General features: G+C 60.9%; 21 protein-coding genes. 11 read left to right on the top strand and 10 right to left on the bottom strand.

What is annotated here, in order from left to right; all coding sequences use genetic code 11:
* Positions 1–21: 21 nt before the first annotated feature.
* From J4E53_RS15795 to J4E53_RS15760, 8 genes are read left to right on the top strand one after another with little or no spacing between them, the layout of a single operon-like run.
* Positions 22–936, top strand: a complete 915-nt coding sequence (locus J4E53_RS15795; RefSeq protein ID WP_060739938.1) for a GDP-mannose 4,6-dehydratase — start codon at positions 22–24, stop codon at positions 934–936.
* Complete coding sequence (gmd, locus tag J4E53_RS15790) at positions 933–1,901, top strand: GDP-mannose 4,6-dehydratase (protein ID WP_060739937.1); 969 nt, start codon at positions 933–935, stop codon at positions 1,899–1,901. The genes J4E53_RS15795 and gmd overlap by 4 nt, the downstream gene beginning before the upstream one ends.
* Positions 1,902–1,904: 3 nt before the next feature.
* Positions 1,905–3,347, top strand: coding sequence for a mannose-1-phosphate guanylyltransferase/mannose-6-phosphate isomerase (locus J4E53_RS15785; protein WP_103307939.1), 1,443 nt, complete (start codon positions 1,905–1,907; stop codon positions 3,345–3,347).
* Entirely contained in the window at positions 3,347–4,144 is a 798-nt protein-coding gene (locus J4E53_RS15780) for an ABC transporter permease (protein WP_060739935.1), read from the top strand. The genes J4E53_RS15785 and J4E53_RS15780 overlap by 1 nt, the downstream gene beginning before the upstream one ends.
* Positions 4,144–5,409, top strand: coding sequence for an ABC transporter ATP-binding protein (locus tag J4E53_RS15775; protein ID WP_103307938.1), 1,266 nt, complete (start codon positions 4,144–4,146; stop codon positions 5,407–5,409). Before J4E53_RS15780 ends, J4E53_RS15775 begins: the two co-directional genes overlap by 1 nt.
* Positions 5,406–6,773: a glycosyltransferase family 1 protein gene (locus J4E53_RS15770; protein ID WP_103307937.1), complete on the top strand. Its 1,368-nt coding sequence runs from the start codon at positions 5,406–5,408 to the stop codon at positions 6,771–6,773. Before J4E53_RS15775 ends, J4E53_RS15770 begins: the two co-directional genes overlap by 4 nt.
* Entirely contained in the window at positions 6,764–7,894 is a 1,131-nt protein-coding gene (locus tag J4E53_RS15765) for a glycosyltransferase family 1 protein (RefSeq protein WP_103307936.1), read from the top strand. Before J4E53_RS15770 ends, J4E53_RS15765 begins: the two co-directional genes overlap by 10 nt.
* Complete coding sequence (locus J4E53_RS15760; protein WP_103307935.1) at positions 7,895–9,025, top strand: glycosyltransferase family 4 protein; 1,131 nt, start codon at positions 7,895–7,897, stop codon at positions 9,023–9,025. It abuts the gene before it with no gap.
* A 92-nt stretch (positions 9,026–9,117) separates the two neighbouring features.
* Here J4E53_RS15760 and J4E53_RS15755 read toward each other — a convergent pair whose 3' ends face one another.
* Together J4E53_RS15755 and J4E53_RS15750 are read right to left on the bottom strand one after the other, a co-directional pair.
* On the bottom strand, positions 9,118–9,744 hold the full coding sequence (locus J4E53_RS15755; protein ID WP_103307934.1) for a glutathione S-transferase family protein: 627 nt from the start codon (positions 9,742–9,744) through the stop codon (positions 9,118–9,120).
* Between the two features lie 125 nt (positions 9,745–9,869).
* The gene (locus J4E53_RS15750; protein ID WP_103307933.1) at positions 9,870–10,772 is read right to left on the bottom strand and encodes a LysR family transcriptional regulator; all 903 of its coding nucleotides are present in this window, start codon (positions 10,770–10,772) and stop codon (positions 9,870–9,872) included.
* Between the two features lie 335 nt (positions 10,773–11,107).
* Here J4E53_RS15750 and J4E53_RS15745 point away from each other — a divergent pair, with 335 nt between their 5' ends.
* Complete coding sequence (locus tag J4E53_RS15745; protein ID WP_177431671.1) at positions 11,108–13,321, top strand: LTA synthase family protein; 2,214 nt, start codon at positions 11,108–11,110, stop codon at positions 13,319–13,321.
* A gap of 13 nt (positions 13,322–13,334) precedes the next feature.
* Here J4E53_RS15745 and nudK read toward each other — a convergent pair whose 3' ends face one another.
* The 4 genes from nudK to J4E53_RS15725 are packed head-to-tail and all read right to left on the bottom strand — an operon-like array spanning position 13,335 to position 16,695.
* On the bottom strand, positions 13,335–13,931 hold the full coding sequence (nudK, locus tag J4E53_RS15740) for a GDP-mannose pyrophosphatase NudK (RefSeq protein ID WP_060739927.1): 597 nt from the start codon (positions 13,929–13,931) through the stop codon (positions 13,335–13,337).
* A gap of 42 nt (positions 13,932–13,973) precedes the next feature.
* Complete coding sequence (gene nadE, locus J4E53_RS15735; RefSeq protein WP_103307931.1) at positions 13,974–14,807, bottom strand: ammonia-dependent NAD(+) synthetase; 834 nt, start codon at positions 14,805–14,807, stop codon at positions 13,974–13,976.
* A gap of 1 nt (position 14,808) precedes the next feature.
* Positions 14,809–16,038, bottom strand: coding sequence for a nicotinate phosphoribosyltransferase (gene pncB / locus J4E53_RS15730; RefSeq protein ID WP_060739924.1), 1,230 nt, complete (start codon positions 16,036–16,038; stop codon positions 14,809–14,811).
* A 9-nt stretch (positions 16,039–16,047) separates the two neighbouring features.
* Positions 16,048–16,695 carry a nicotinamidase gene (locus tag J4E53_RS15725; RefSeq protein WP_060739923.1) on the bottom strand — a complete coding sequence of 216 codons (648 nt, stop codon included), beginning with the start codon at positions 16,693–16,695 and terminating at the stop codon, positions 16,048–16,050.
* Between the two features lie 182 nt (positions 16,696–16,877).
* Here J4E53_RS15725 and J4E53_RS15720 point away from each other — a divergent pair, with 182 nt between their 5' ends.
* Positions 16,878–17,435: an adenylyltransferase/cytidyltransferase family protein gene (locus tag J4E53_RS15720; protein ID WP_103307930.1), complete on the top strand. Its 558-nt coding sequence runs from the start codon at positions 16,878–16,880 to the stop codon at positions 17,433–17,435.
* Positions 17,425–18,132 (top strand): NUDIX hydrolase, encoded by a 708-nt coding sequence (locus J4E53_RS15715; RefSeq protein WP_092200224.1) that lies wholly within the window; start codon positions 17,425–17,427, stop codon positions 18,130–18,132. The genes J4E53_RS15720 and J4E53_RS15715 overlap by 11 nt, the downstream gene beginning before the upstream one ends.
* Before the next feature lie 3 nt (positions 18,133–18,135).
* Here the strand turns inward: J4E53_RS15715 and J4E53_RS15710 are convergent, their stop codons facing one another.
* From J4E53_RS15710 to J4E53_RS15695, 4 genes are all read right to left on the bottom strand, one after another.
* Positions 18,136–19,392: a type II toxin-antitoxin system HipA family toxin gene (locus J4E53_RS15710; protein WP_103307970.1), complete on the bottom strand. Its 1,257-nt coding sequence runs from the start codon at positions 19,390–19,392 to the stop codon at positions 18,136–18,138.
* Entirely contained in the window at positions 19,385–19,843 is a 459-nt protein-coding gene (locus tag J4E53_RS15705; protein WP_103307929.1) for a helix-turn-helix domain-containing protein, read from the bottom strand. Before J4E53_RS15705 ends, J4E53_RS15710 begins: the two co-directional genes overlap by 8 nt.
* A gap of 336 nt (positions 19,844–20,179) precedes the next feature.
* Positions 20,180–22,012: a glutamine--fructose-6-phosphate transaminase (isomerizing) gene (gene glmS, locus J4E53_RS15700; protein WP_092167977.1), complete on the bottom strand. Its 1,833-nt coding sequence runs from the start codon at positions 22,010–22,012 to the stop codon at positions 20,180–20,182.
* A 1-nt stretch (position 22,013) separates the two neighbouring features.
* Positions 22,014–22,790, bottom strand: a complete 777-nt coding sequence (locus J4E53_RS15695; protein ID WP_060739917.1) for a DeoR/GlpR family DNA-binding transcription regulator — start codon at positions 22,788–22,790, stop codon at positions 22,014–22,016.
* Positions 22,791–23,019: the final 229 nt, after the last annotated feature.

Below are 23,019 nucleotides of genomic sequence, written 5' to 3'. Positions count from 1 at the left end.
AACCATCAGGGGAGCTGGTGCTTGAAAAAACGTCTGTTCGTTACGGGCCTCAGCGGTTTCGTTGGACGTCACCTCAAATCTCGACTGAACGGTCATGATTCGACGTGGCAGGTGATGCCTGTCGCCGCACGCTACGACCTGACGGACGCCAAGACCCTGGAGGGCCTCTGGCCCGAGCTTCCCGACGCCGTGATCCACCTGGCAGGCCAGACCTTTGTGCCCGAAGCCTTCCGCGATCCGGCGCGCACCCTGCACATCAACCTGATGGGCACCTTGAACCTGCTCCAGGCCCTCAAGGCCCGGGGTTTCACCGGGACGTTCCTGTATGTCAGCTCCGGTGACGTCTATGGCCAGGTCGGTGAAGACCGACTGCCGATTACCGAACTGCAACCGCCCGCCCCGCGCAACCCGTATGCCGTGAGCAAGCTGTCGGCCGAACTGCTGAGCCTGCAGTGGGGCATGAGCGAAGGCTGGCCGGTGCTGGTGGCCCGCCCGTTCAATCACATCGGTGCCGGCCAGAAGGACAGCTTCGTCATTGCCAGCGCCGCCCGGCAGATCAGCCGGATCAAGCTGGGCCTGCAACCGGCCCGGCTGCAAGTGGGCGATATCGACGTGACCCGCGACTTCCTCGATGTCGGCGATGTGATTTCGGCCTACCTGACCCTGCTGGAAAAAGGCACCCCGGGGCAGGTCTACAACATCTGCTCGGGGCGCGAGCAAAGCATTCGCAACCTGATCGAACAACTGGGCGATCTCGCCCAGGTCGATGTGCAACTTATCCAGGACCCTGCGCGTCTTCGCCGCGCAGAACAGCGTCGCGTCTGTGGTAGCCCAGCCAAGCTACGACAGGCCACCGGATGGACGCCCGAAACAACAACACAACAATCCTTGCGGACGATCCTGTCCGACTGGGAGATACGGGTACAACAAGAATGAAAAGTGCATTGATCACAGGGATCACCGGCCAGGACGGCGCGTATCTGGCCAAGTTGCTGCTCGACAAGGGTTACAAAGTCCACGGCCTGGTGGCGCGACGCAGCAGCGATTCGCGCTGGCGGCTGCGAGAGATGGGCATCGAACAGGACATCGTTTACCTGGACGGTGACATGGCCGATGCCTGCTCGGTGCAACGGGCAGTGATCAAGTCGGCGCCGGACGAGGTGTATAACCTGGCCGCGCAAAGTTTCGTCGCGGCCTCCTGGGACCAGCCGGTGACCACCGGCATCGTCGACGGGCTGGGGGTTACCCACCTGCTCGAAGCCATTCGCCAGTTCAGTGTGCAGACCCGCTTCTACCAGGCCTCCACCAGCGAAATGTTCGGCCTGATCCAGGCCGAGCAACAAGACGAGCACACCCCGTTCTATCCGCGCAGCCCCTATGGCGTGGCGAAACTGTACGGCCACTGGATCACCGTCAACTACCGGGAAAGCTTCGGCCTGCATGCCAGCAGCGGCATCCTGTTCAACCACGAATCACCGCTGCGCGGCATCGAGTTCGTGACTCGCAAGGTCACCGATGCCGCTGCGCGCATCAAGCAGGGCAAGCAGCAGGAATTGCGCCTGGGCAATATCGACGCCAAGCGCGACTGGGGCTTTGCCGGCGATTACGTCGAAGCCATGTGGCTGATGTTGCAACAGGACAGCCCCGATGATTACGTGGTGGCCACCGGCGTCACCACCACCGTGCGCGAGATGTGCAGGATTGCCTTCGAACACGTGGGCCTGGACTACCGTGACTTCGTCAAGATCGACCCGGCGTTTTTCCGCCCGGCCGAAGTCGAGGTGTTGCTCGGCAACCCGGCCAAGGCACAACGCGTCCTGGGCTGGAAGCCTCGGACCGACCTCGACACCCTGATCCGCATGATGATGGATGCGGACATGAAACGCGTCGCCAAGGAGTAGGCCATGCTCATTCCCGTGATTCTTTCCGGCGGTGCCGGGACGAGGTTGTGGCCGGTGTCCCGCGAGGGCCATCCCAAGCCTTTCATGCTCTTGCCCGACGGCCAGTCGCTGCTGAGCAAGACCTATCGGCGGGCGGCGGGGTTGTTCGACGGTCGAGGCGACATCGTCACCGTCACCAATCGCGAGTACTACTTCCAGAGCCGCGACCACTATCAGAGCGCTCACCTGGAGCGTTATCGCGGTCACTTCGTTCTGGAACCGACAGGCCGCAACACCGCGCCGGCCATTGCCACGGCCACCCTCGCGGTACAGGCCCTGCACGGTGACGAGGCGATCCTGGTGGTCATGCCTGCCGATCACTTGATCAAGGACGAGGCGGCCTTCAAGGCCTCCGTTGAGCACGCCGTGGAGCTGGCCAAAAACGGCCATCTGGTGACCTTCGGCGTGCTGCCCTCGGCGCCGGAAACCGGCTTCGGCTATATCGAACGGGGCCAGCCCCTGGATACCAAGGGCGCGGCCAAGGTCGTGAGATTTGTCGAAAAGCCCGACTTGCAGACCGCTACGCAGTACCTGGAAAGTGGCCGTTTCCTGTGGAATTCGGGGATGTTCTGCTTCTCGGTCAAGACCCTGTTGGCGGAGCTGCACGCCCACGCCCCCGAGCTGCTGGAACAGGCGCGCGCCTGTGTCACGGCCAGCACGGCGGTGGAAACCTCAGGTTGTGTGCAGCAGGAATTGTCCGCGGCGCATTTCGCCGAAATGCCGGACATCTCCATCGACTACGCCCTGATGGAGCGCTCAGCCAATGTCGTGGTGATCCCGGCCGCCTTCGACTGGAGCGATATCGGTTCCTGGAGCGCCGTCGCCAGCCTGGTACCCGCCGACGGGCAAAACAACCGCGCCACCGGTGAAGCCCTGTTTATCGACAGCCAGAACACCTTCGTCCAGAGCGACAGCCGCCTGGTGGCCGCCCTGGGCGTGGAAAACCTGATCATCATCGACACCGCCGACGCCGTGCTGGTGGCCCATGCCGACCGCGCCCAGGATGTTCGCCGCGTCGCCCGGCAACTCAAGGACAAGGACCACGAAGCCTATCGCCTGCATCGCACGGTCAGCCGTCCATGGGGCAGTTATACCGTCCTCGAAGAAGGTCCACGTTTCAAGATCAAGCGCATCGTGGTCAAGCCTGGCGCATCGCTGTCGCTGCAAATGCACCATCACCGCAACGAACATTGGGTAGTCGTCGAAGGCATGGCCAAGGTCACCAATAACGGCTCGGGCTCGCACCTGGTCGCCAAGAACGAATCGACCTTCATTCCCGCCGGCCACAAGCATCGCCTGGAAAACCCCGGTGTCATCGACCTGGTCATCATCGAGGTCCAGAGCGGCGAATACCTCGGGGAAGACGACATCGTCCGCTTCGAAGACCACTACGGCAGGGCCGTCTGATGCTGTTGGCCTTGCAACGCTCACTGTGGAGCTATCGCGGCTTCGTCCTGGGCAGCGTCAAGCGCGAGTTCCAGGCACGCTATCGCAACTCGTTGTTCGGCGCGTTGTGGACGGTGCTCAACCCGTTGTCGATGATCCTCGTCTACACGGTGATTTTTTCCCACATCATGCGTGCCCGCCTGCCCGGGGTCGAAGACGGCATGGCCTACAGCGTCTACCTCTGTGCCGGGCTGCTGACCTGGGGGTTGTTCGCGGAAATCACCACCCGCAGCCAGGGCATGTTCCTGGAAAACGCCAACCTGCTGAAAAAGATCAGCTTCCCCCGGATCTGCCTGCCGGTGATCGTGCTGTTCAATGCAGGGATCAACTTCGCGATCATCCTCGGGCTCTTTCTCGGTTTCCTGCTGATCACCGGGCGCTGGCCAGGCATGACCTTGCTGGCCCTGGTGCCGCTGCTGGCCCTGCAAGTGATGTTCGCCGCCGGGCTGGGCATGCTGCTGGGGATCCTCAATGTGTTTTTCCGCGATGTCGGGCAGTTGTTCGGCATTTGCCTGCAATTCTGGTTCTGGCTCACACCGATCGTTTACCCGATGACGATCCTGCCGCCATCGATCCAGCAACTGCTCGCCTTCAACCCCATGACTGCCCTGATGCAGAGCTACCAGAACCTGTTTCTCTACAACCAGTGGCCGGTCTGGAGTTCGCTGGTGCCGTTGCTGGTGGTGGCCCTGTTGTTGTGTGCCTTGGGCCTGCGCATGTTTCGCCGGCGCGGCGGTGAAATGGTGGATGAACTCTGATGGGACATTTGCGCGTCACCGGCCTGGGCAAGGCCTACAAGCAGTATCCGAACCGCTGGAGCCGGCTGTTCGAGTGGTTGATCCCCTTTTCCCGCCAGCGCCATCAACTGCACTGGATCCTGCAAGGCGTGGATTTCGAGATCCAGCCCGGCGAAGCCGTCGGCATCGTCGGGGTCAACGGTGCCGGCAAAAGCACGTTGCTCAAGATGATCACCGGCACCACCCAACCCACCTGCGGCCACATCCACTTGCAAGGCCGCGTCGCCGCGTTGCTGGAATTGGGCATGGGCTTTCATCCAGACTTCACCGGCCGCCAGAACGCGTTCATGGCCGGTCAGTTGCTGGGTATGCACGTGGAGGAAATACAAGCGTTGATGCCCGAGATCGAGGGGTTCGCCGAAATCGGCGAGGCCATCGACCAGCCGGTACGCACCTACTCCAGCGGCATGCAGATGCGCCTGGCGTTCAGCGTTGCCACCGCCCGACGCCCGGACATCCTGATCGTCGACGAAGCACTGTCGGTGGGCGATGCCTACTTCCAGCACAAGAGCTTCGAGCGCATCCGCAGCTTCCGCAAGGCCGGCACCACGCTGCTGATCGTGTCCCACGATCGCTCGGCGATCCAGTCGATCTGCGACACCGCCATCCTGCTCGAACACGGGCGCATGGCCATGCGCGGCAAGCCGGAAGAGGTGATGGATTACTACAACGCGATGCTGGCCCAGCGCGAGGGCCAGGTGGTTCGCCAGGAAATGCTCGCCAACGGCCAGATACGCACGATTTCCGGTACCGGCGAGGCCGGCATCGTCGATGTGCAATTGCTCAACAGCCAGGGGCAGTCGGTGGAAGTGGCCGAGATCGGCCAGCCAATGGTGTTGCAAGTGCGGGTTGAAATCCGCCAGGACATCGAGCGGCTGGTGCTGGGCTTTTTGATCAAGGACCGCCTTGGCCAACCCATGTACGGCATCAACACCCATCGCCAGGACAAAGCCGTGACCGACCTCAAGGCCGGCGAACAGATCACCTTCCGTTTCAGTTTCGACATGCGCCTGGGCAAGGGCAATTACTCCGTCGCGCTCAGCCTGTCGCGACTGGACTCGCACCTGGACCGTAATTTCGAATGGCGCGACTATGGGTTGGTGTTTCACGTCATCAATAATCGCCAGGAGGATTTCGTCGGCTGTTCCTGGCTCCAGGCCCGGACCAGTATCCAGCGTTCGAGCCAGACGGCCGTCGAGGCGTTGCCGCAAAAGGAGTTGCCATGAGCCGTCTGCTGGTGGATTGCACCTACGTATACGACCACCCGAATGACAACTCCGGCATTCAGCGAGTGGTGCGCAACGTCATTCGCGAATTACCGGCCAAGGACCAGGACCGCGAATGCATTCCCGTGGTGATGCTGCAGGGCAAGCTGTATGAAGTGATAAGCCTGGCTCCCCTGCCCACGGACGGACTGGATCTGGCCGGCCTGCGAGTACGGCTGCTACAGTTCGCCAACCTGTTCTGGGTCAGACATCGGTCCCTCGAACAGCAGCGCCCCTTCAGCCAGTCGATCTGGGCGCGCCGCTTCCTGTACGTTGCTTGCCGACTGTTCGCCCTGGGGTGCCTGAGCCTGCCCATTCGAATCCTCGATCGTCTGCTCAAACGCAAGCCTGCCCCGGCGCGCAGCGTACCGCTGGCACATCGAGCCGGCGATCAACTGGTATTGCTGGACTCTTCCTGGCACTCAGGTTTCTTTCCCCTGGCCGAACAGCTCAAGCGTGATGGCGTCGGGATCATCTCGGTGATCTATGACCTGATTCCCCTGACCCACCCACAATTCTGCGACGCCGGGCTGGTCAAGGTGTTCGACCATTGGTTCGACTGGATTGCCCGCACCGCCGACGGCTACATCGCCATCTCCACCACCATCCGCGACCAGCTTCGCCAGGAAATGGTCCGACGTATTGGCGAACAACAGGTGCGCGAGCGCTGGTTCGACTATTTCCACTTGGGCAGCGAACTGGACCTGATCGACGCCACTCACGCCGTCGACCCGAACTTGCTGCGGCTGTTCAAGCGCCCCGAACCGGTGTTCCTGATGGTCAGCACCATCGAACCGCGGAAAAACCATGCCTACCTGATCGATGCGTTCGAGCGGGCCTGGGCCGCCGGGTCACAAGCACGGTTATGCATCGTCGGGAAAATCGGCTGGAAATGCGAAGCCCTGATCGAACGTATCCAACGTCATCCACAACTCGACAGCCGCCTGTTCATGTTCAACAACCTGGCGGACCAAAGCCTGGAACACGCCTATCGACACTCCACTGCACTGGTGTTCCCGTCCTACGTGGAGGGCTTCGGCCTGCCGTTGGTGGAGGCCATGCAACGCGGCTTGCCGGCGATGGGCAGCGACATCCCGGTATTTCGGGAAATCGGCGGTGACTTCATGGTCTACTTCGATCTCGACGATCCCCAAAGCCTGGCGAACCTGGTCATCGACATGGAACACACCGGGGTATTCCCGGCCAGGCGCAACCTGGAGCAATGGCAATGGCTGAGTTGGCGCCAGGCCAGCGCGCAACTGGTGGAGCGGATCGAGCGACACGTCGACGAAGTGATCGTCGACAGGGAAACAGCATGCGGATAGCCCTCAACGCACGCATTCTCCAGGCGCCACGCACCGGCATCGGCCACTACGTGGCGGAACTGGCGACGGCCTTGGCCCGGGAACCGGATGTACAGCTGTCGCTATTCCACGGCTGGGGCTGGAGCCCGCAATTGCCGCCAACCGCCAAGCCTGGCTATTCAAGGCTGAGCCCCTTGCTGCGACGGGTTCCGGGCGCCTACCAGGCGCGGCGCTGGCTGGAGCAGAAACGCTTCGATCAAGGTCGTTCAAAAGCTATCGACCTGTATCACGAGCCCAGCCTGTGGCCGCTGGCCTTCGAAGGGCCGACGGTGATCACTCTCCATGACCTGACGCACCTGCGCTACCCCGAGACGCAACCACCGGCACGCCTGAAGGAAATCGAGCGACGACTCAGCCACGCAGTGGAGCAGGCGCAGCTGATCCTGACCGACTCGCAGTTCATCGCCGATGAAGCCCAGCAGTATTTCGGCCTGCCCGCCGAGCGCCTGAGGGTCGCGCCACTGGGGGTCGCGGCACGTTTCCACCCGCGCGAACCGGAAGCGATCGACGCCGTGCTCAAAGCCCATGGCCTGGAGCACGGCCGATACTTCCTCTGTGTCGGCACCCTGGAGCCACGCAAGAACCTGTCGTTGGCCCTGCGCGCCCATGCCGGGCTCCCTGAATCCCTACGTCAGGCTTTTCCTTTGTTCATTGTAGGAATGAGCGGATGGCAACAGGCGCAGCTCAATGATGAGTTGAAACGCGCCCTGGCTGGCGGTCATGTTTGTCTGGCGGGTTACCTGCCTGACGAACAGGTCGCCCATTTGTTGGCGGGAGCACGGGCACTGGTGTTCCCGTCGTACTACGAAGGTTTTGGCCTGCCGGTGCTCGAAGCCATGGCCAGTGGCACGCCGGTGATGACCACCCGCTGCTCGGCGATGCCGGAAGTGGCCGGGCCGGCCGGTATCTATTGCGAACCCGACGATCCGCAAGGCATGCGCGACGCCATGGAGCGGTTGATTGAAGACCGCCTACACTGGCAAGCATGTCGGGAGGCGGGATTACAACAGGCGGCGCTGTTTTCCTGGGAACGCTGTGCAAAGGTCACTGCCCACGCGTATCGCCAGGCCTTGGGAGGTTGAATGCGAGTCCTGCACTTCTACAAAACCTATTTGCCTGACTCCATGGGTGGCATCGAACAGGTGATTTTTCAACTCTGCGACAGCACTGACCGGCTGAGTATCGATAACACTGTGTTGGCCCTGAGCGGGCAGCCATCACCAGAACCGATCCAGCTTCGACAGCATGTCGTTCACCAAGCCCGGATGGACTTCCAAGTGGCGTCCACCGGTTTCTCCTACAGCGTGTTCAAGAAATTCCGTGAGTTGGCCGCCGAAGCGGACGTGATCAACTACCACTTCCCCTGGCCGTTCATGGACCTGGTGCACTTTTGCAGTGCCGTGAAAAAACCCTACGTGGTGACCTACCATTCGGACATCGTTCGCCAACGGCACCTGCTCAAGCTCTATCGGCCGCTGATGCGACGCTTCCTGGACGGCGCTGACCGCATCGTCGCGGCCTCGCCGAACTATGTTCATACCAGCGATGTGCTCAAGGAATACAGCGCCAAGACCCGTGTCATCACCTACGGCCTGAACAAGACCAGTTATCCACAGCCTGACGCCGAGCGCATGGCGCACTGGAAGGCAAAACTGGGCGAGCGCTTCTTTTTGTTCGTGGGGGTGATGCGTTATTACAAAGGCCTGCACATTCTGCTCGACGCCCTCAAAGGCGTGGATTACCCCGTCGTCATCCTGGGCGCCGGCCCATTGGAAAAGCAACTGCATGCCCAGGCCACGAAACTGGGCCTGCGTAACCTGCATTTCCTCGGGCGCCTGGGGGACGAAGACAAGGTCGCATTGCTGGAACTGAGTTATGCCATCGTGTTTCCTTCACACCTGCGCTCCGAAGCCTTTGGCATCTCCCTGCTCGAAGGCGCGATGTTCGGCAAGCCGATGATCTCCAGCGAAATCGGCACCGGCACCAGCTACATCAACATCCACGACGAAACCGGCCTGGTGGTGCCCCCCAGCAACCCCGAGGCCTTCCGCGAGGCGATGCGCACCCTGTGGGAAAACCCGGCCCAGGCCCAGGCAATGGGCATCAAGGCCGAAGCCCGTTACCGCCAGTTGTTCACCTCCGAAGAGATGGGCCAAAAGTGGGTGCAGTTGTACGAGGAACTGCTGGAGGAAAAGGCACTTTCCTACGCCTGATACCAAATCACGATAGAGCGACGAAATCTCTGCCGTGTGGGAGCAAAGCTTGCTCCCACAGTGAAGATACCCCCCTCACCACCGGGTCTGTTTCAGGCGTGCTTTTGCAACCCGACAACCGTACGCGGCATGCCCACGAACCCGGGCAAGGCTTCGATCCGCACCAGCCAGGCCCGCACATGGGCATAGTCCTCCAGCGACACATTGCCTTCCGGTGCGTGGGCGATGTAGCTGTAGCCGGCGATGTCCGCGACAGTCGCCGTGTCACCCGCCAGAAAATCACGACGGCTCAATTCCTGATCGATGACTTTCAGCACAGCGTGGGAACGGGCAATCACGTCCTCGGCGTTGTAGGCCGCGCCAAACACCGTGATCAGCCGTGCGGTGGCTGGCCCCGCATGGATCGGCCCGGCCGCCGCCGACAACCAGCGCTGCACCCGCGCGGCGCCGACTGGATCGGTGGGCAGCCAGCGACCCTTGCCATATTTGTGCGCCAGGTACACCAGGATCGCGTTGGAGTCCGCCAGCACCACGCCGTCATCGTCAATGACCGGTACCTGGCCAAACGCATTGAGCGCGAGGAAACCCGCCTGTTTGTGCGCGCCCTTGGCCAAGTCGACGAAGACCTCCTCGACCGGTAGCCCGAGCAACGAAAGCATCAATTGAACGCGATGGGAATGGCCGGAAAGCGGGAAGTGATAGTGCTTGATAGGGTTCATGGTCGACTCCGCAGGAAGTGACGCCATCAGCACAACGGCGTCGATGGGGTCATCTTCCGCTCCGGGCCAAAACAAGAGAATCACCCAGAAATGCAATCCATTGTTTCAGCCAGAGAAACAATGCGTCAGCCGCTCAAGGCTGGATGTTCGCGCAATGCACTGACGACAAAATCGACAAAACTGCGGACCCGCGCCGGCGCATTGCGTCCGCCCTGGTACACCACATGGATCGGCAGAGGCGGCAATTCGAAATCGGCCAGGACGATTTCCAGTTCGCCGGCGGCCACGTTGCCTGCCACTTGATAAGACAGGACTCGCGTCATTCCCAACCCCTGGCAAGCGGCGGTGATCGCCGCCTGGTTGGCCGTCACCACCAGCCGAGGCACGGGCCGGACGGCCAACGGTTGGCCTGAGTCGATGAAGGTCCAGCTTTTGACCTGGCCAATGGCCGACGACGCCACCACGGGCATTCGCTCCAGGTCATCCGGATGCCGGGGCCGCCCGTGGCGTGCGAAGAAATCCGGGGAGCCGCACACCACTCGCCGTACTTCACCGACCCGAACGGCGTGTAGGTTGCTGTCCGGCAGCTCGCCGATGCGCAGGGCAACGTCGATGCCCTCCTCCACCAGGCTGACCGTGCGGTCCAACAACAAAGCGTTGATGCTGACCTCGGGGAACCGATGCAGGTAATCCACCAGCAGCGGCGTGACGAACAACTGGCCGAACAGCACCGGCGCGGTGATCGTCAATTGCCCACGGGGCTGGACGTGGCTGCCGGCCGCCGAATCCTCGGCTTCCTGCAAATCGCTCAGGATCCGCCGACAGTCCTCGAGAAAGCGCTGACCGGCTTCACTCAGGTACACATTGCGGGTGGTGCGCACCAGCAATGGCGTGCCGATACGTTGCTCCAACCCTGCCACCGCCCGCGTGACGCTGGCCGCCGACAGGCCCAGGCGCCGCGCCGCGGCCGAAAACCCCGACTCCTGGGCTACAGCGAGAAAAACCTGCATTTCCTGGAACCTGTCCATCCATCCCCCGATGAGAAATCCTGATACAAGTTTTCCGCGCACCTCAAAAACAGCGCTGCGCCGCCATTGTAGAGGCCTGCGCCAGTGAACCACAGCCTAGCGCAGCCGGACACCGGGACATTGGCTCGGCCAGGGGCGATTGCCCTTGGTACCATCCCTCCTCATGACAGTTTCATGACCGAAGGAAGAACCTGCTGTGGGAGCGAGCTTGCTCGCGATGGCGTCAGTCAGTCACATGCCATATGGACTGATACACCGCTATCGCGAGCAAGCTCGCTCCCACAGGGTGGGTGTGTCGTTCAATGGATTGGCTTCAACAGAAAGGCCCGTTTCTCGTGAATATTATTTATCGCGCTTCAACCCACCCCCGCGCCGCCCTCATCACCCTGATTGGCTGCGTATTACTCGTCCCCATGGGCCTGCGTCTCGCCCTGGGTTGGTCCGACCCGCTGGGGTATCTGTCGGACCTGGGCGTCGGTGGGTTACTGATCGCGTTGTTTTATCGCCGTCCCTGGTGGCTGGTGCTGCCGGTATTGTTGGCCTGGAGCGCATTGACGCTGGCCAGCATCGAATTGGTCAGTGCGGTGGGGCGGATGCCCAATCCTTCGGACATTCATTACCTGACCGACCCGCAGTTCGTTGAAAACTCCACCAGCGGCGGTTTCGCCCATCCGTGGCTGGCCGCGATCCAGTTGGCCGCGCTGGCGTTCTGGCTGATGACCCAATGGACCAGCAGCCCACGCCTGGCGCCACGCTTGCCTCGCCACGCCTGGGCCGTGCCCGTGTTGCTCCTGTTGAGCCACGGCGCATTGCAAACCTGGCGCCCCAGTGAGGCGGACCAATGGAACGTGTTCAACCTGCCTCACCAACTCGTCACCGCAGGTGTCGCCGCCGGGCAGGACCAAGCCCGGCAATGGCTCGACGGCGATGCCGTGGACCCCGCCCCGCCCATGGCAGGGCTGACCCGCCTGGACCTCGATGGCAACAGGCTGCTGGCCGAACCGGGGCGTGCGCGCAACGTCCTGGTCATCGCCCTGGAGGGCATTCCTGGCGCCTACGTGAGTGCCAACCGCCAGGCCTTGAACAGCCGCTATCAGGAAAACCTGATGCCACACCTCAGCGCCTGGGCCGAGCGAGGCATGAACACCCCCGATTACGTCCTGCACAGCCACCAGACCATTCGTGGCTTGTACGCGATGCTGTGTGGCGACTACGACAAACTCGACGACGGCACGCCCAAAGGCGTCGAAATGCTCAACCAGACCCAGCGCAACCAGGCCTGCCTGCCGGCCCAGTTGCGCCAGAACGGCTTTTCCACGCATTTCCTCCAGGGCGCGGGCCTGCGGTTCATGGCCAAGGACCGGATCATGCCGCACATCGGCTTCGACACGACCCTGGGCATGGAGTGGTTCACTCGCCCCGCCTACCTGGAATTTCCTTGGGGCAAGGACGACAAGACCTTCTTCGAAGGCGCACTGGACTACGTCGGACAACTGCAGCAGGCGGACAAACCGTGGATGCTGACCCTGCTGACCGTGGGCACCCACCAACCCTACTCGGCGCCGGATGACTACCTGCAACGCTACGACACCGCCAAGCAGGCGGCGGTGGGTTACCTGGACGACGCACTGGCGAGCTTCCTGGCGGGCCTGGAACGCCAGGGCATCCTGGACAATACCCTGGTGGTCATCACCTCGGACGAATCCCATGGCATCGACGATGTGCGGCTGGCCTCGTCCTGGGGGTTCAACCTGACGCTGGCGCCGGAACCATTGCCCCGGATCAAGTCAGGCACCTACGGGCATGTGGACCTGACCGCCTCGATCCTCGATTACTTCGGCTTCACGGTGCCCACGTCGTTGTCCGGTCGCTCGATGTTCAGGGACTACCCGACGGGCCGAGAAATCATGTCGTTCACCAATGGCAAGCTGCGCTACCACGACGGTAAGGGCACATTCACCGAATGCGATTTCCTCCAGCATTGCCGTTACTACAGCAGCGAAGGTTTCATCGCCGACCGCGCCACCTATGGCGGGCAATACAGCGGCCAGCGCGCCCGATTGATCAGCGCCCGGGCCACGGCCCTGGACCAGACCCTGATGCGCACGCCCCTGAACCAGCACTATCAGTTCGGCAGCGCCGATAAAATCCCGCTGCCGGCCCAGGTCACCAACGACTGGACCGACAACCTGATCGGTGCCCAATACCTGGAAATGCCCAAGGGTTCACAGACCCGCGTCAGCCTGACCATCCGTGCGGTAGAGGCAGACCATGCCGCCTACATCTCCCTCAAGGCCAAGGAGTTCGAGCAGGATGTGCCAATGGACCTGCCGACCGAGGTGGCGGTGACACCCGACCAGCCGCTGGTGATGAACATCAGTTTCGACAACCCACAGCAGCGCAAGGCGTTTTCCTTCCATCTGCTCGGCCATGGCGTCGGCGCCATCGAAATCAGCGACTTCAGCGTCGTGACCGAACTGCCGGACCAGACGGACCAGCCGCAATACCTGGACGATATGCAGGAAGACAGCGAGGCCCAATCCAGTTGAACAAAAAACGCGGCTAATCCAGCAACCGATGCAGCTTGGCGTACTGCAACAACATGATGGTCTTGCCGTCGCAGATCTCCCCGCTCTCGATCATGCCCAAGGCCTGGTCGAGGGACAGCTCCAGCACTTCGATCTCTTCGCCCTCGGCTTCAAGGCCACCGCCTTCGTGCTGCTTGTCTTCGTCGAAATATTCGCCAACGAAAAAATGCACCCGCTCAGTCACCGAGCCTGGGCTCATGAAGGCGTCGAACACCTTGCGCACGTCCTGGATGATGTAGCCGGTTTCCTCCTGGGTTTCCTTGCGGATGCAGGTGTGCGGGTCGTCGTTGTCCAACAGGCCGGCACAGGTTTCTATCAACAGGTCATCGTGCCCGTTGACGAAGGCAGGGAAGCGGAACTGCCGGGTCAACACCACCGTTTGCTTGGCCTTGCTGTACAGCAGAATGGTGGCGCCGTTGCCCCGGTCATAGGTCTCGCGCGTCAGTTCGCGCCATTGGCCATTGCGGCCGAGGTAGTCATAGGTGGTCTTGCGCAGCACGTACCAATCGTCCGAGAGGACTTCGACGTGCTTGATGCGTACGCGATCCTTGATGCTGATTGCCTGTGTCATTTACCCACTCCGTTCAAGGCCAAAGGTCCCATTAGAACCCTATTACAACGATGCAGGCACGCGTGGCAATGCGCGTTTGTGGGCGGTCTTGAGGTAGGCGCGTTCAATGATCTGTCGCGCCTGGGGCGACACCTCTTGGCCCATCAGGTACGCGTCGATTTCCTCGTAGCTGCAGCCATACGCCACTTCGTCCAACTTGCCGGGCGCCAGGTCTTCCAGGTCCGCGGTCGGCGCCTTGCGCACCAGGTGCGCGGGGGCGCCCATCGCGTCGGCCAACAACCTCACCTGGGTCTTCGTCAGCCCGGACAACGGTCCCAGGTCGCACGCGCCGTCGCCGAACTTGGTGAAAAATCCCATCACCGCCTCTGCCCCATGATCGGTGCCCACCACCAACCCGTTGCTTAAGTTGGCAATGGCGTATTGCGCCAGCATCCGTGCCCGGGCCTTGGCGTTGCCTTTGGCAAAGTCGCTGAGTTCGGCCGAAGGCTGCAAGCCATCGATGGCGATGCTGCCCATCAGCCCGTCGACACACGCGGCGATGTTGCTGGTGGTGATCACGTCCGGCCGGATGAAGTCCAGGGAAGCCTGGGCGTCTTGCTCGTCGGCCTGGGCCTTGTACGGCAGCCGGACGGCGATAAACCGCGCCGCGTAGTCTTCACCCCGCAGTTGCTCCACCGCCAACTGGCAGAGGCGACCGGCGGTAAGGGAGTCGACGCCGCCACTGATCCCCAGGACCAGGGACTGGCAACCCGACTCGCGCAAGATCTGCTTTATGAACTCGACGCGGCGGGCAATCTCGGTTGCTTCGCCGCCCTGCGTGAGTTGGCGGTCGATACCCAGCTCCTGGGCAATGCTCTCTTGCTGAAACGAAGTCATATCAAGCTCCCAACTGTGGATTGATCAGGGCGACGTTGAACACTTGGGCGGCATACCGCAGAAACGAGACATCCTCGCAGACGTTCTTGATCGGGTCGTCGGAGAACTTCACCACCGGTTCGCCGTGGACCCGCACCAGTTTCATGACGATGCTCAGCGGTTCGACACCGTCGACATCACAAGCCAGGCTGGTGCCCATGCCAAAGCCGAATTTGGCCTTGCCGCGAACATGACGCAGGATCGGCAGGCACTTTTCGAAATTGAGGCCATCGGAGAACATCAGGTCCTTGGTACGCGGATCGATGCCCAGTTCCTGATAGCGCCCCAGCACCTTGTCGGCCCAGACGATCGGATCACCGGAATCCTGGCGCAGGCCGTCATAGAGCTTGGCAAAGTACAGGTCGAAATCCTTGAGGAAAAAGTCGGTGCTGATGCAGTCCGTCAGGGCGATACCAAGGCGGCCGCGATACTCGCGCACCCAATTTTCCAACGCCGCGTTCTGGCTCTCGCGCAAGCGTCCGAGTTGCTGGTGCACCATCAGCCATTGGTGAGCCATGGTGCCGATCAGGGGCAGATCGAACTCGTACGCCAGGTGAGCGTTACTGGTGCCGACAAAGACCCCAGGAAAATCGCTGCGCATCACATTCACCACTTCACGCTGGGCCCTGAACGACAGCCGCCGCCGGGTGGAGAAGTCTGAAACGCGAAACTCGGCGAGTTCTTCACGGCTGGCATTTTTCTCCAGCCATTCGAACTTCTGGTACAGCTTGCGGGTGACGTCGGCCAACTCGACCTCGGGGTATTTCTCGCGGTTGCGCAGTTCGCTGACCATCGCCAATACCGGTTGCTCGAACATGATGCAGTGCAGCATCGGGCCACGGACGCGGATGTGCAGTTGGCCATCGACTTCCGCAACGTGGATGTAACGCAAGTTGAAGCGAAACAGGCCAAGAAACTGTTCGAAGTCCGGGGTCAGGTACTCACGGAAACGCTTGTTGAACAGGAACCGCTGCTCTCCTTCGCGCAACTGCAACCCGGCGAGCTTCTCCAGTTCGACACGAATGTCCGGGATCAGGTGACCGAGCCGCTCCTTGGAACGCACGATGAACTGGTATTCCACCTCGACATTCGGGTGCTGGTGCAAGACCGCCTGCATCATGGTGAAGGTGTAGTAGTCGGTATCCAGAAGGCTCTGGATGGTGCCACTGCTTGAATCGAATGCACTGTCCATGTCTTTTCCTTATGGGTTTGCCAGGCGGATGGTTTCTTCGCGGGTCGCGGCAACCGAGATCCCCGCTTGCTGCATGTCTTGGATGGCTTGAATCGCCCCCTCCTCACTGATGGCCCGACAGGCCGGGAGGTGAATGATCACCTTGAAGCCGGCGGCGGCCAGTTGCAGGGCGGTGGTCTTGACGCAGAAATCCAGCGCCAGCCCGCCGACAATGACCTGCTCCACTCCCAGGCCCCTCAGGTACTCGATCACCCCGGTGGACAGCTTGCCGTGCAGGTCGTGGTAGCAGGCGCCGTACGGGTGCAAATCCGGCTCGACCCCCTTCCAGACGAAATAGTCGTAGTCGTACGGGGTCGGCAGTTGATCCAGCAGGGCGAAACCTTCGGTACCAGGGACGCAGTGGCTGACCCAGGTGATGTCGGCGTGCTCGAGCCCGGTGGGCACGAACATCTGTGCGTGATCGGCGACCACCCACGGGGCCAGGGGCGAATGGGCGTCCTTGCTGCCGATACGGAGGCTGGCCAGGGACGCGATGAAATTCAGCTCACCGGCAATCTGGTCACCACCCGGCACCGGAAGCTCATCGGGGCATAGCGGCGTGAAGCTCTTTTGCGCATCGACATCGAAGGAAGCGGTTTTCCGGGTCAGGCTGTTCATGCTGGGTTTCTCCTCTTCATGGTCACGAGAGTACATAAGGTGTACTTTCATAACAAGCCATCCGTAGAAAATATTTTTGACGTGCCCTTTCCATCCAAACCAATTGGTGCAACAGAAAGCGGGTTTTCACAAAAAAGATTTTGCTGATAGAGTACATGTCATGTACCAACAGAGGATGAGCCATGTTCGAGATAGCCCTTTATGGCGGCGCCTTCAATCCCCCTCACGCCGGTCATGCCCAGGTGATGATCGAGGCCTCATGCCACGCCAGACGTGTGCTGGTGGTCCCAAGCTTGCGGCATCCCTACGGCAAGCAAATGGTCGACTATGAGGTGCGCCTGAACTGGCTGGAATCGATCGTCGAGAACGTTCAGCCGCTGTGCCGCGCCGAAGTGCGTGCAAGCCGGGTGGAACAGGTCGTGGCCCGAGGCGTTGAAGGCGCGATCTACAGCTACACCCTGCTCGTCCACCTCGCCGACAGCCTGGCCCTGGACGGCAAGCGGATCGCGTTGGTGGTGGGCCAGGATGTCGCGGACCTGCTGCCGACCTTCTATCGCGGGCAGGAATTGCTGGAGCGTTTTTCCATCCTTCGCGTGGAGGAAAAGATCCACGTGCGCAGCACCGTGGTTCGCGAACGACTGGCCTTGGGCGAGCCGCTTCCCAGAGACTGGATGGCACCCGGCATGAACCCGTTAAACTATGACCTTTACGCTACCCACGGAAATCGACATGCCCACTAGCACAGCCCCCGCCCGCGGTTACCTGCACACCATCGACCTCTGTGTGCTGCGCTTCTGCCGGGAGACCCAGGCGCTGGAAATCCTCCTGAACCGACGGGAAGCCGAGCCGTTCGCCGGCCATTGGGCGCTGCCCGGGATCGTGGTCAATGGTGGCGTTGAAGATCTCACGCTGAACGACGCCGTGGAGCGCCTGCGCAGCTCGAGCAAAGTGGGCATGCCGCTGGCCTGGATCGAACAGGTGGGCACCGTCGGCGACGCGTTCCGCGACCCACGCTGCTGGTCATCCTCGACGTTCTACCTGGCGATTGTCAGCGAGGCGGTCCAGCTCGCCGAACACCAGGGTTTTTTCCCCCTCAAGGATGTCGCCGACGCCTCGATCAAACTCCCTTTCGACCACAACAGCCTGGTGGCCGCCGTCCAGGAACGGTTGTTGTCCAAAGCCCTCTACAGCAGCCTGCCGCTGATGTTCCTGGGCCCGGAATTCAGCGCGCCGGAAGCGGTGAGCATTTTCTCCGTGGTACTCGACCGCCCGGTGCTCAAGACCAGCATGCGCCAGCGTTTGCTGAAGATGACCGAGGCGGGTTATTTGCAGGAAACCGGCCGTAAGAAAAGCGGCGACGGCGGCCGCCCGCAACGCACGGTGGAAAACCTCAAGCCGGGAAGCGTTTATCTTTTTGATCGTTGCTTTCTGGAATAGCGCTTAGGGGGCCAGCGCAAATGCTGGCGCCATTCGCTGCTGCTCATTGCTTGAGATGCCCAGATAGCGTGCGACCCTGGGCCATTTTCTGACGACGCCCTGGAACCTCTCGATGGTTTGTCTGGCATCGTCAGCGGAGACGCGGAAATAACCGGCCACGCTCATTGCTAGATCAAGGTCTATGGCGTTATCGGCCTCTGAAACGTTGAGCCTCAAGCCAGTGTCACCAGGGACAGGGTTCATGTCATACGCAGGCGAAAGACGCCAACCGCGCCCTGGCTCCAATAGGAAGCCGTGGTTTCGTAGATGATCATCAGTATTCGAAACCAGCATGTTGAAGACAATTCTTCGCCAAAGCTCGGGAAGATCCACGTCGGCAGCGGCCCCCTCCCTGACCAATACCTCTGCAATCTCCAGGTAACTGGCCCCTGTCTCATGCCCATCACCATCCTGATGGTCCGTCAGGGTCATCGCTGAAGCAAAGTGAAGTCGACCACCCGTTGCTGTTCTGTCAAAGCGCTTAACCATGAAACAGTGGTACTCACTCGCGTACCGTTGCGCTTTTCCTTCAGCCACATAGAGCCCACAGCCTTGGGCCAATGTATTGACGACCATCTCCCAGCCGCCCACGTCGTGGGTGTCTCTATTACTGGGAAACTTTCCTATCCAGAGTGCGTGATCGTCATCTACTACGCTTGCCTTGGGCCTCGCTCCACCCAGAGAGCCACCTGGAGCAATGAGCATTCGAATCCAGTCCTGCCCCTGAGCCCCCCGATCCTCTCCAGCTTCAAATCGACGCGAAGCCTCTTCAAGCTCACGCATGCGGGCCATCGGGGGAGCGGCATGCTCCACATGGTCGTCAAGGAACGCTCCTTCTTCCTCGACTTTGAAACGCAGTCCCCCTACCCGGTAGGCGTCGTGAACCCCGATGAGATAGTCCGAGTCAAACAGCCGCGCGTCCTGCGGTACGACTCCTGCTCTTTTGTCCCGCTCCAAGCGACGATCCATCAACAGTCGCCCCCATCGATCAGGCGAGGAGTCCGATACGCACCCAAAGCAATTTCTCGCTGGATATTGCCGCCCTTCGTAAGGCTGAATCCGAGGGTCGATCGCAATCTGAGTGTGAAGGGTTTGAAGAACAGCCCGCGCGTACTCGAACTCCATACGCTCGGAGCCTGCCAATCTGCGGGAATGAAGGGTTCCAAGCAGTACGGGTGCTGTTTCATTCCAGTCTGCGTAGACGAAAATCCTTTCAGGCATCGTCATCCCCTAAAAGCTTCTTAGCCAGTTCCGAGCTTGTCTGGCTTCGGCTGTCAGCGGCTGGTGAGGTAGAACTGTTCTCTTTTGCCGAGACGCTGATCAGGTTGTCCCAATGAAACTGGGGCAGCCGTACTTTTGGCTTGATGTGCTCGACTGCAGAACGCCCTTTCAATTCGGCATCTTGCAGATCACGGCCTAATTCATCCGTGCGTGCGAGCAATTCAAGGTCCTTCTCCAACCCCAAGGCTACCAATACCGAAACGTAGGCTCCGATGGTCACAGCAGGACTGCCACTTTCCAGCGCCCTCAACGTGGGAGCGCTCATGCCCGCCCGCGCAGCCATTTGCGCCGCAGTGATCTTACGGCGCTTACGAGCCAGCTCGATCCGTTCGCCAAGCTGGCGCAGGAGCCGCTCAGCGGATGGCATGAGGGGTGCTGTTTTTTTCGGCATGGCAGTATTTTTTCAATTTCTTTGAGGATTTGAAAAAATACTAGCACATGGATGATCGGAATCTGCCCACAAAGAGAAAAAATGAAAGTATTTTTTCATATTCATAAAGAAAATCGAAAAATACCTTCCAAGCCAAATTTTGGTTTCTCAAAGATCAGCGCAGATGTCAGGTCGGTTTTCTCTTCAGCTGTTCGGTGAAGGGTCGGGATAGACCCTCAAGGTGTCATCCATTTGTAGGGACCGATGCGGCTGAACGAATGAGCGGGTTTAGCAGTGCTAAACCCGACCAGATTCATTACCGAGGATCACCAAGAAGCCTGGCCCTTGGTGGACGACTCACTCCACCGTCACAGACTTCGCCAAGTTACGCGGCTGGTCCACATCAGTCCCCTTGAGCACCGCGACGTAGTACGACAGCAGCTGCAGCGGGATGGTGTAGAGGATCGGCGACAGGATGTCGTGGATGTGCGGCATGTGCACCACGTGGGTGCCTTCACCGTTGGTCATGCCGGCTTGCTCGTCTGCAAAGACAATCAACTGGCCGCCACGGGCGCGCACTTCCTGCAGGTTGGACTTGAGCTTTTCCAGCAGCTCGTTGTTCGGCGCCACGGTGACCACCGGCATGTCGTTATCCACAAGCGCCAGCGGGCCGTGCTTGAGTTCACCGGCCGGGTAGGCCTCGGCGTGGATGTAGGAGATTTCCTTGAGCTTCAAGGCCCCTTCCATCGCCACCGGGAATTGCGCGCCACGCCCGAGGAACAGGGTGTGGTTCTTCTCGGCGAACAGTTCGGCGATTTTTTCCACCGTGCTGTCCATGGCCAAGGCTTCGCCCAGGCGGGCCGGCAGGCGGCGCAGTTCTTCCACCAGTTTGGCCTCGACGCCCTCGCCCAGCGTGCCGCGGACCTGGCCCAGGGACAGGGTCAGCAGCAGCAGGCCCACCAGTTGCGTGGTGAACGCCTTGGTCGATGCCACGCCGATCTCACGGCCGGCCTGGGTCAGCAGGGTCAGGTCGGACTCGCGCACCAGCGAGCTGATGCCGACGTTGCAGATCGCCAGGCTGGCGAGGAAACCCAGTTCCTTGGCGTTGCGCAGGGCCGCCAGGGTGTCGGCGGTTTCCCCGGACTGGGAAATGGTGACGAACAAGGTGTCCGGCTGCACCACCACCTTGCGGTAACGGAACTCACTGGCCACTTCGACCTGGCACGGAATACCGGCCAGTTCTTCGAGCCAGTAACGGGCGACCATCCCGGCGTGATAGCTGGTGCCACAGGCGACGATTTGCACGTTACGCACTTTGGCGAACAGTTCGGCCGCCTGTGGGCCGAACGCCTGGACCAGCACCTGGTTCTGGCTCATCCGGCCTTCCAGGGTGCGCTGCACCACGGCCGGTTGTTCGTGGATTTCCTTGAGCATGAAGTGGCGGAACTCGCCCTTGTCGGCGGCTTCGGCACCGTCGCGATATTGAACGGTCTCGCGCTCCACGGCTTTGCCGTCGATGTCCCAGATTTGCACGCTGTCGCGGCGAATCTCGGCGATATCGCCTTCTTCCAGGTACATGAAGCGGTCGGTGACCTGACGCAGCGCCAACTGATCGGAAGCGAGGAAGTTTTCCCCCAGGCCCAGGCCGATCACCAATGGGCTGCCGCTGCGGGCTGCGACCAGGCGATCAGGTTGTTTCGCGCTGATGACCGCCAGGCCATAGGCGCCGTGCAGTTCCTTGACGGTGGCCTTGAGGGCCACGGTCAGGTCCGCCAGGTCCTTGAGCTTGTGGTTGAGCAGATGGGCGATGACTTCAGTGTCGGTGTCCGAAGTGAACACATAACCGAGCGCCTTGAGCTGTTCACGCAGGGCTTCGTGGTTTTCGATGATGCCGTTGTGCACCACCGCCAGATCGCCGGAGAAATGCGGGTGAGCGTTACGCTCGCACGGCGCGCCATGGGTGGCCCAACGGGTGTGGGCGATACCCAGGCGACCGAGCAGCGGTTCGGCGTCCAGCGCCTGCTCCAGCTCGCTGACCTTGCCCGGACGACGCATGCGCTCGAGCTTCTCGTCGTGGGTGAACACCGCCACACCGGCGCTGTCGTAGCCGCGGTATTCCAGGCGCTTGAGACCTTCGAGCAAGATTGCTGTGATGTTGCGTTCAGCAACGGCGCCGACAATTCCACACATGCTATTTCTCCTGGCTGACAGGCGCGCAGATCACGGTGATGCCGCGGGCCTGAATCTGATCGCGGGCCTCTACGGGCAGGCGATCATCGGTAATGAGGGTATGGACGCTGCTCCACGGCAGCTCCAGGTTGGGGATCTTGCGGCCGATCTTGTCGGCCTCCACCATCACGATCACTTCCCGGGCAACCTCAGCCATCACACGGCTCAAGCCCAGCAGTTCGTTGAAGGTGGTGGTACCTCGAACCAGATCGATGCCGTCGGCGCCGATGAACAACTGGTCGAAGTCGTAGGAACGCAGAACCTGCTCGGCCACCTGGCCCTGGAACGACTCGGAGTGAGGGTCCCAGGTGCCGCCGGTCATCAACAGCACCGGCTCGTGCTCCAGTTCGCTCAAGGCATTGGCGACGTGCAGGGAATTGGTCATCACCACCAGGCCCGGCTGTTGGCCGAGTTGAGGGATCATGGCGGCGGTGGTGCTGCCGCTGTCGATGATGATCCGCGCGTGTTCACGGATCCGCTTCACGGCGGCCCGGGCAATGGCGAGTTTGTACTTGGAGACGGTTTGCCCGTTATCGGCCACCAACTCCTGCGGCATCGGCACCGCGCCACCGTAGCGACGCAGCAGCAGGCCATTGGTTTCCAGGGCGGCGAGGTCCTTGCGAATCGTAACCTCCGAGGTTTCGAAGCGCTTGGCCAGCTCATCCACACTGACCTCGCCCTGCTCTTGGAGCAAAGCAAGGATGTTGTGACGGCGCTGTGGCGTATTGCGTTTCGACATGGCGACTTAAGTTTCGATTCGAAAGATAACGTAAGCAATCAAAACCTATTGCAACGATATCGTCAAGGCGCCCGGAGAAAAATTCAGAAATCCTCTCATCCCTGTGGGAGCGAGCTTGCTCGCGAAGGGGCCAGGCCAGGCAATACAGCTTTACCTGATACACCGCTATCGCGAGCAAGCTCGCTCCCACAGGGGTTGTGGATAACTTTAGGGCTTCTTGATTTTTTCC

The sequence above is a fragment of the Pseudomonas sp. FW305-28 genome (genome assembly GCF_017351395.1).
GTDB lineage: Bacteria > Pseudomonadota > Gammaproteobacteria > Pseudomonadales > Pseudomonadaceae > Aquipseudomonas > Aquipseudomonas fluorescens_AA.
This window is presented reverse-complemented; position numbering and strand designations above follow the sequence as displayed.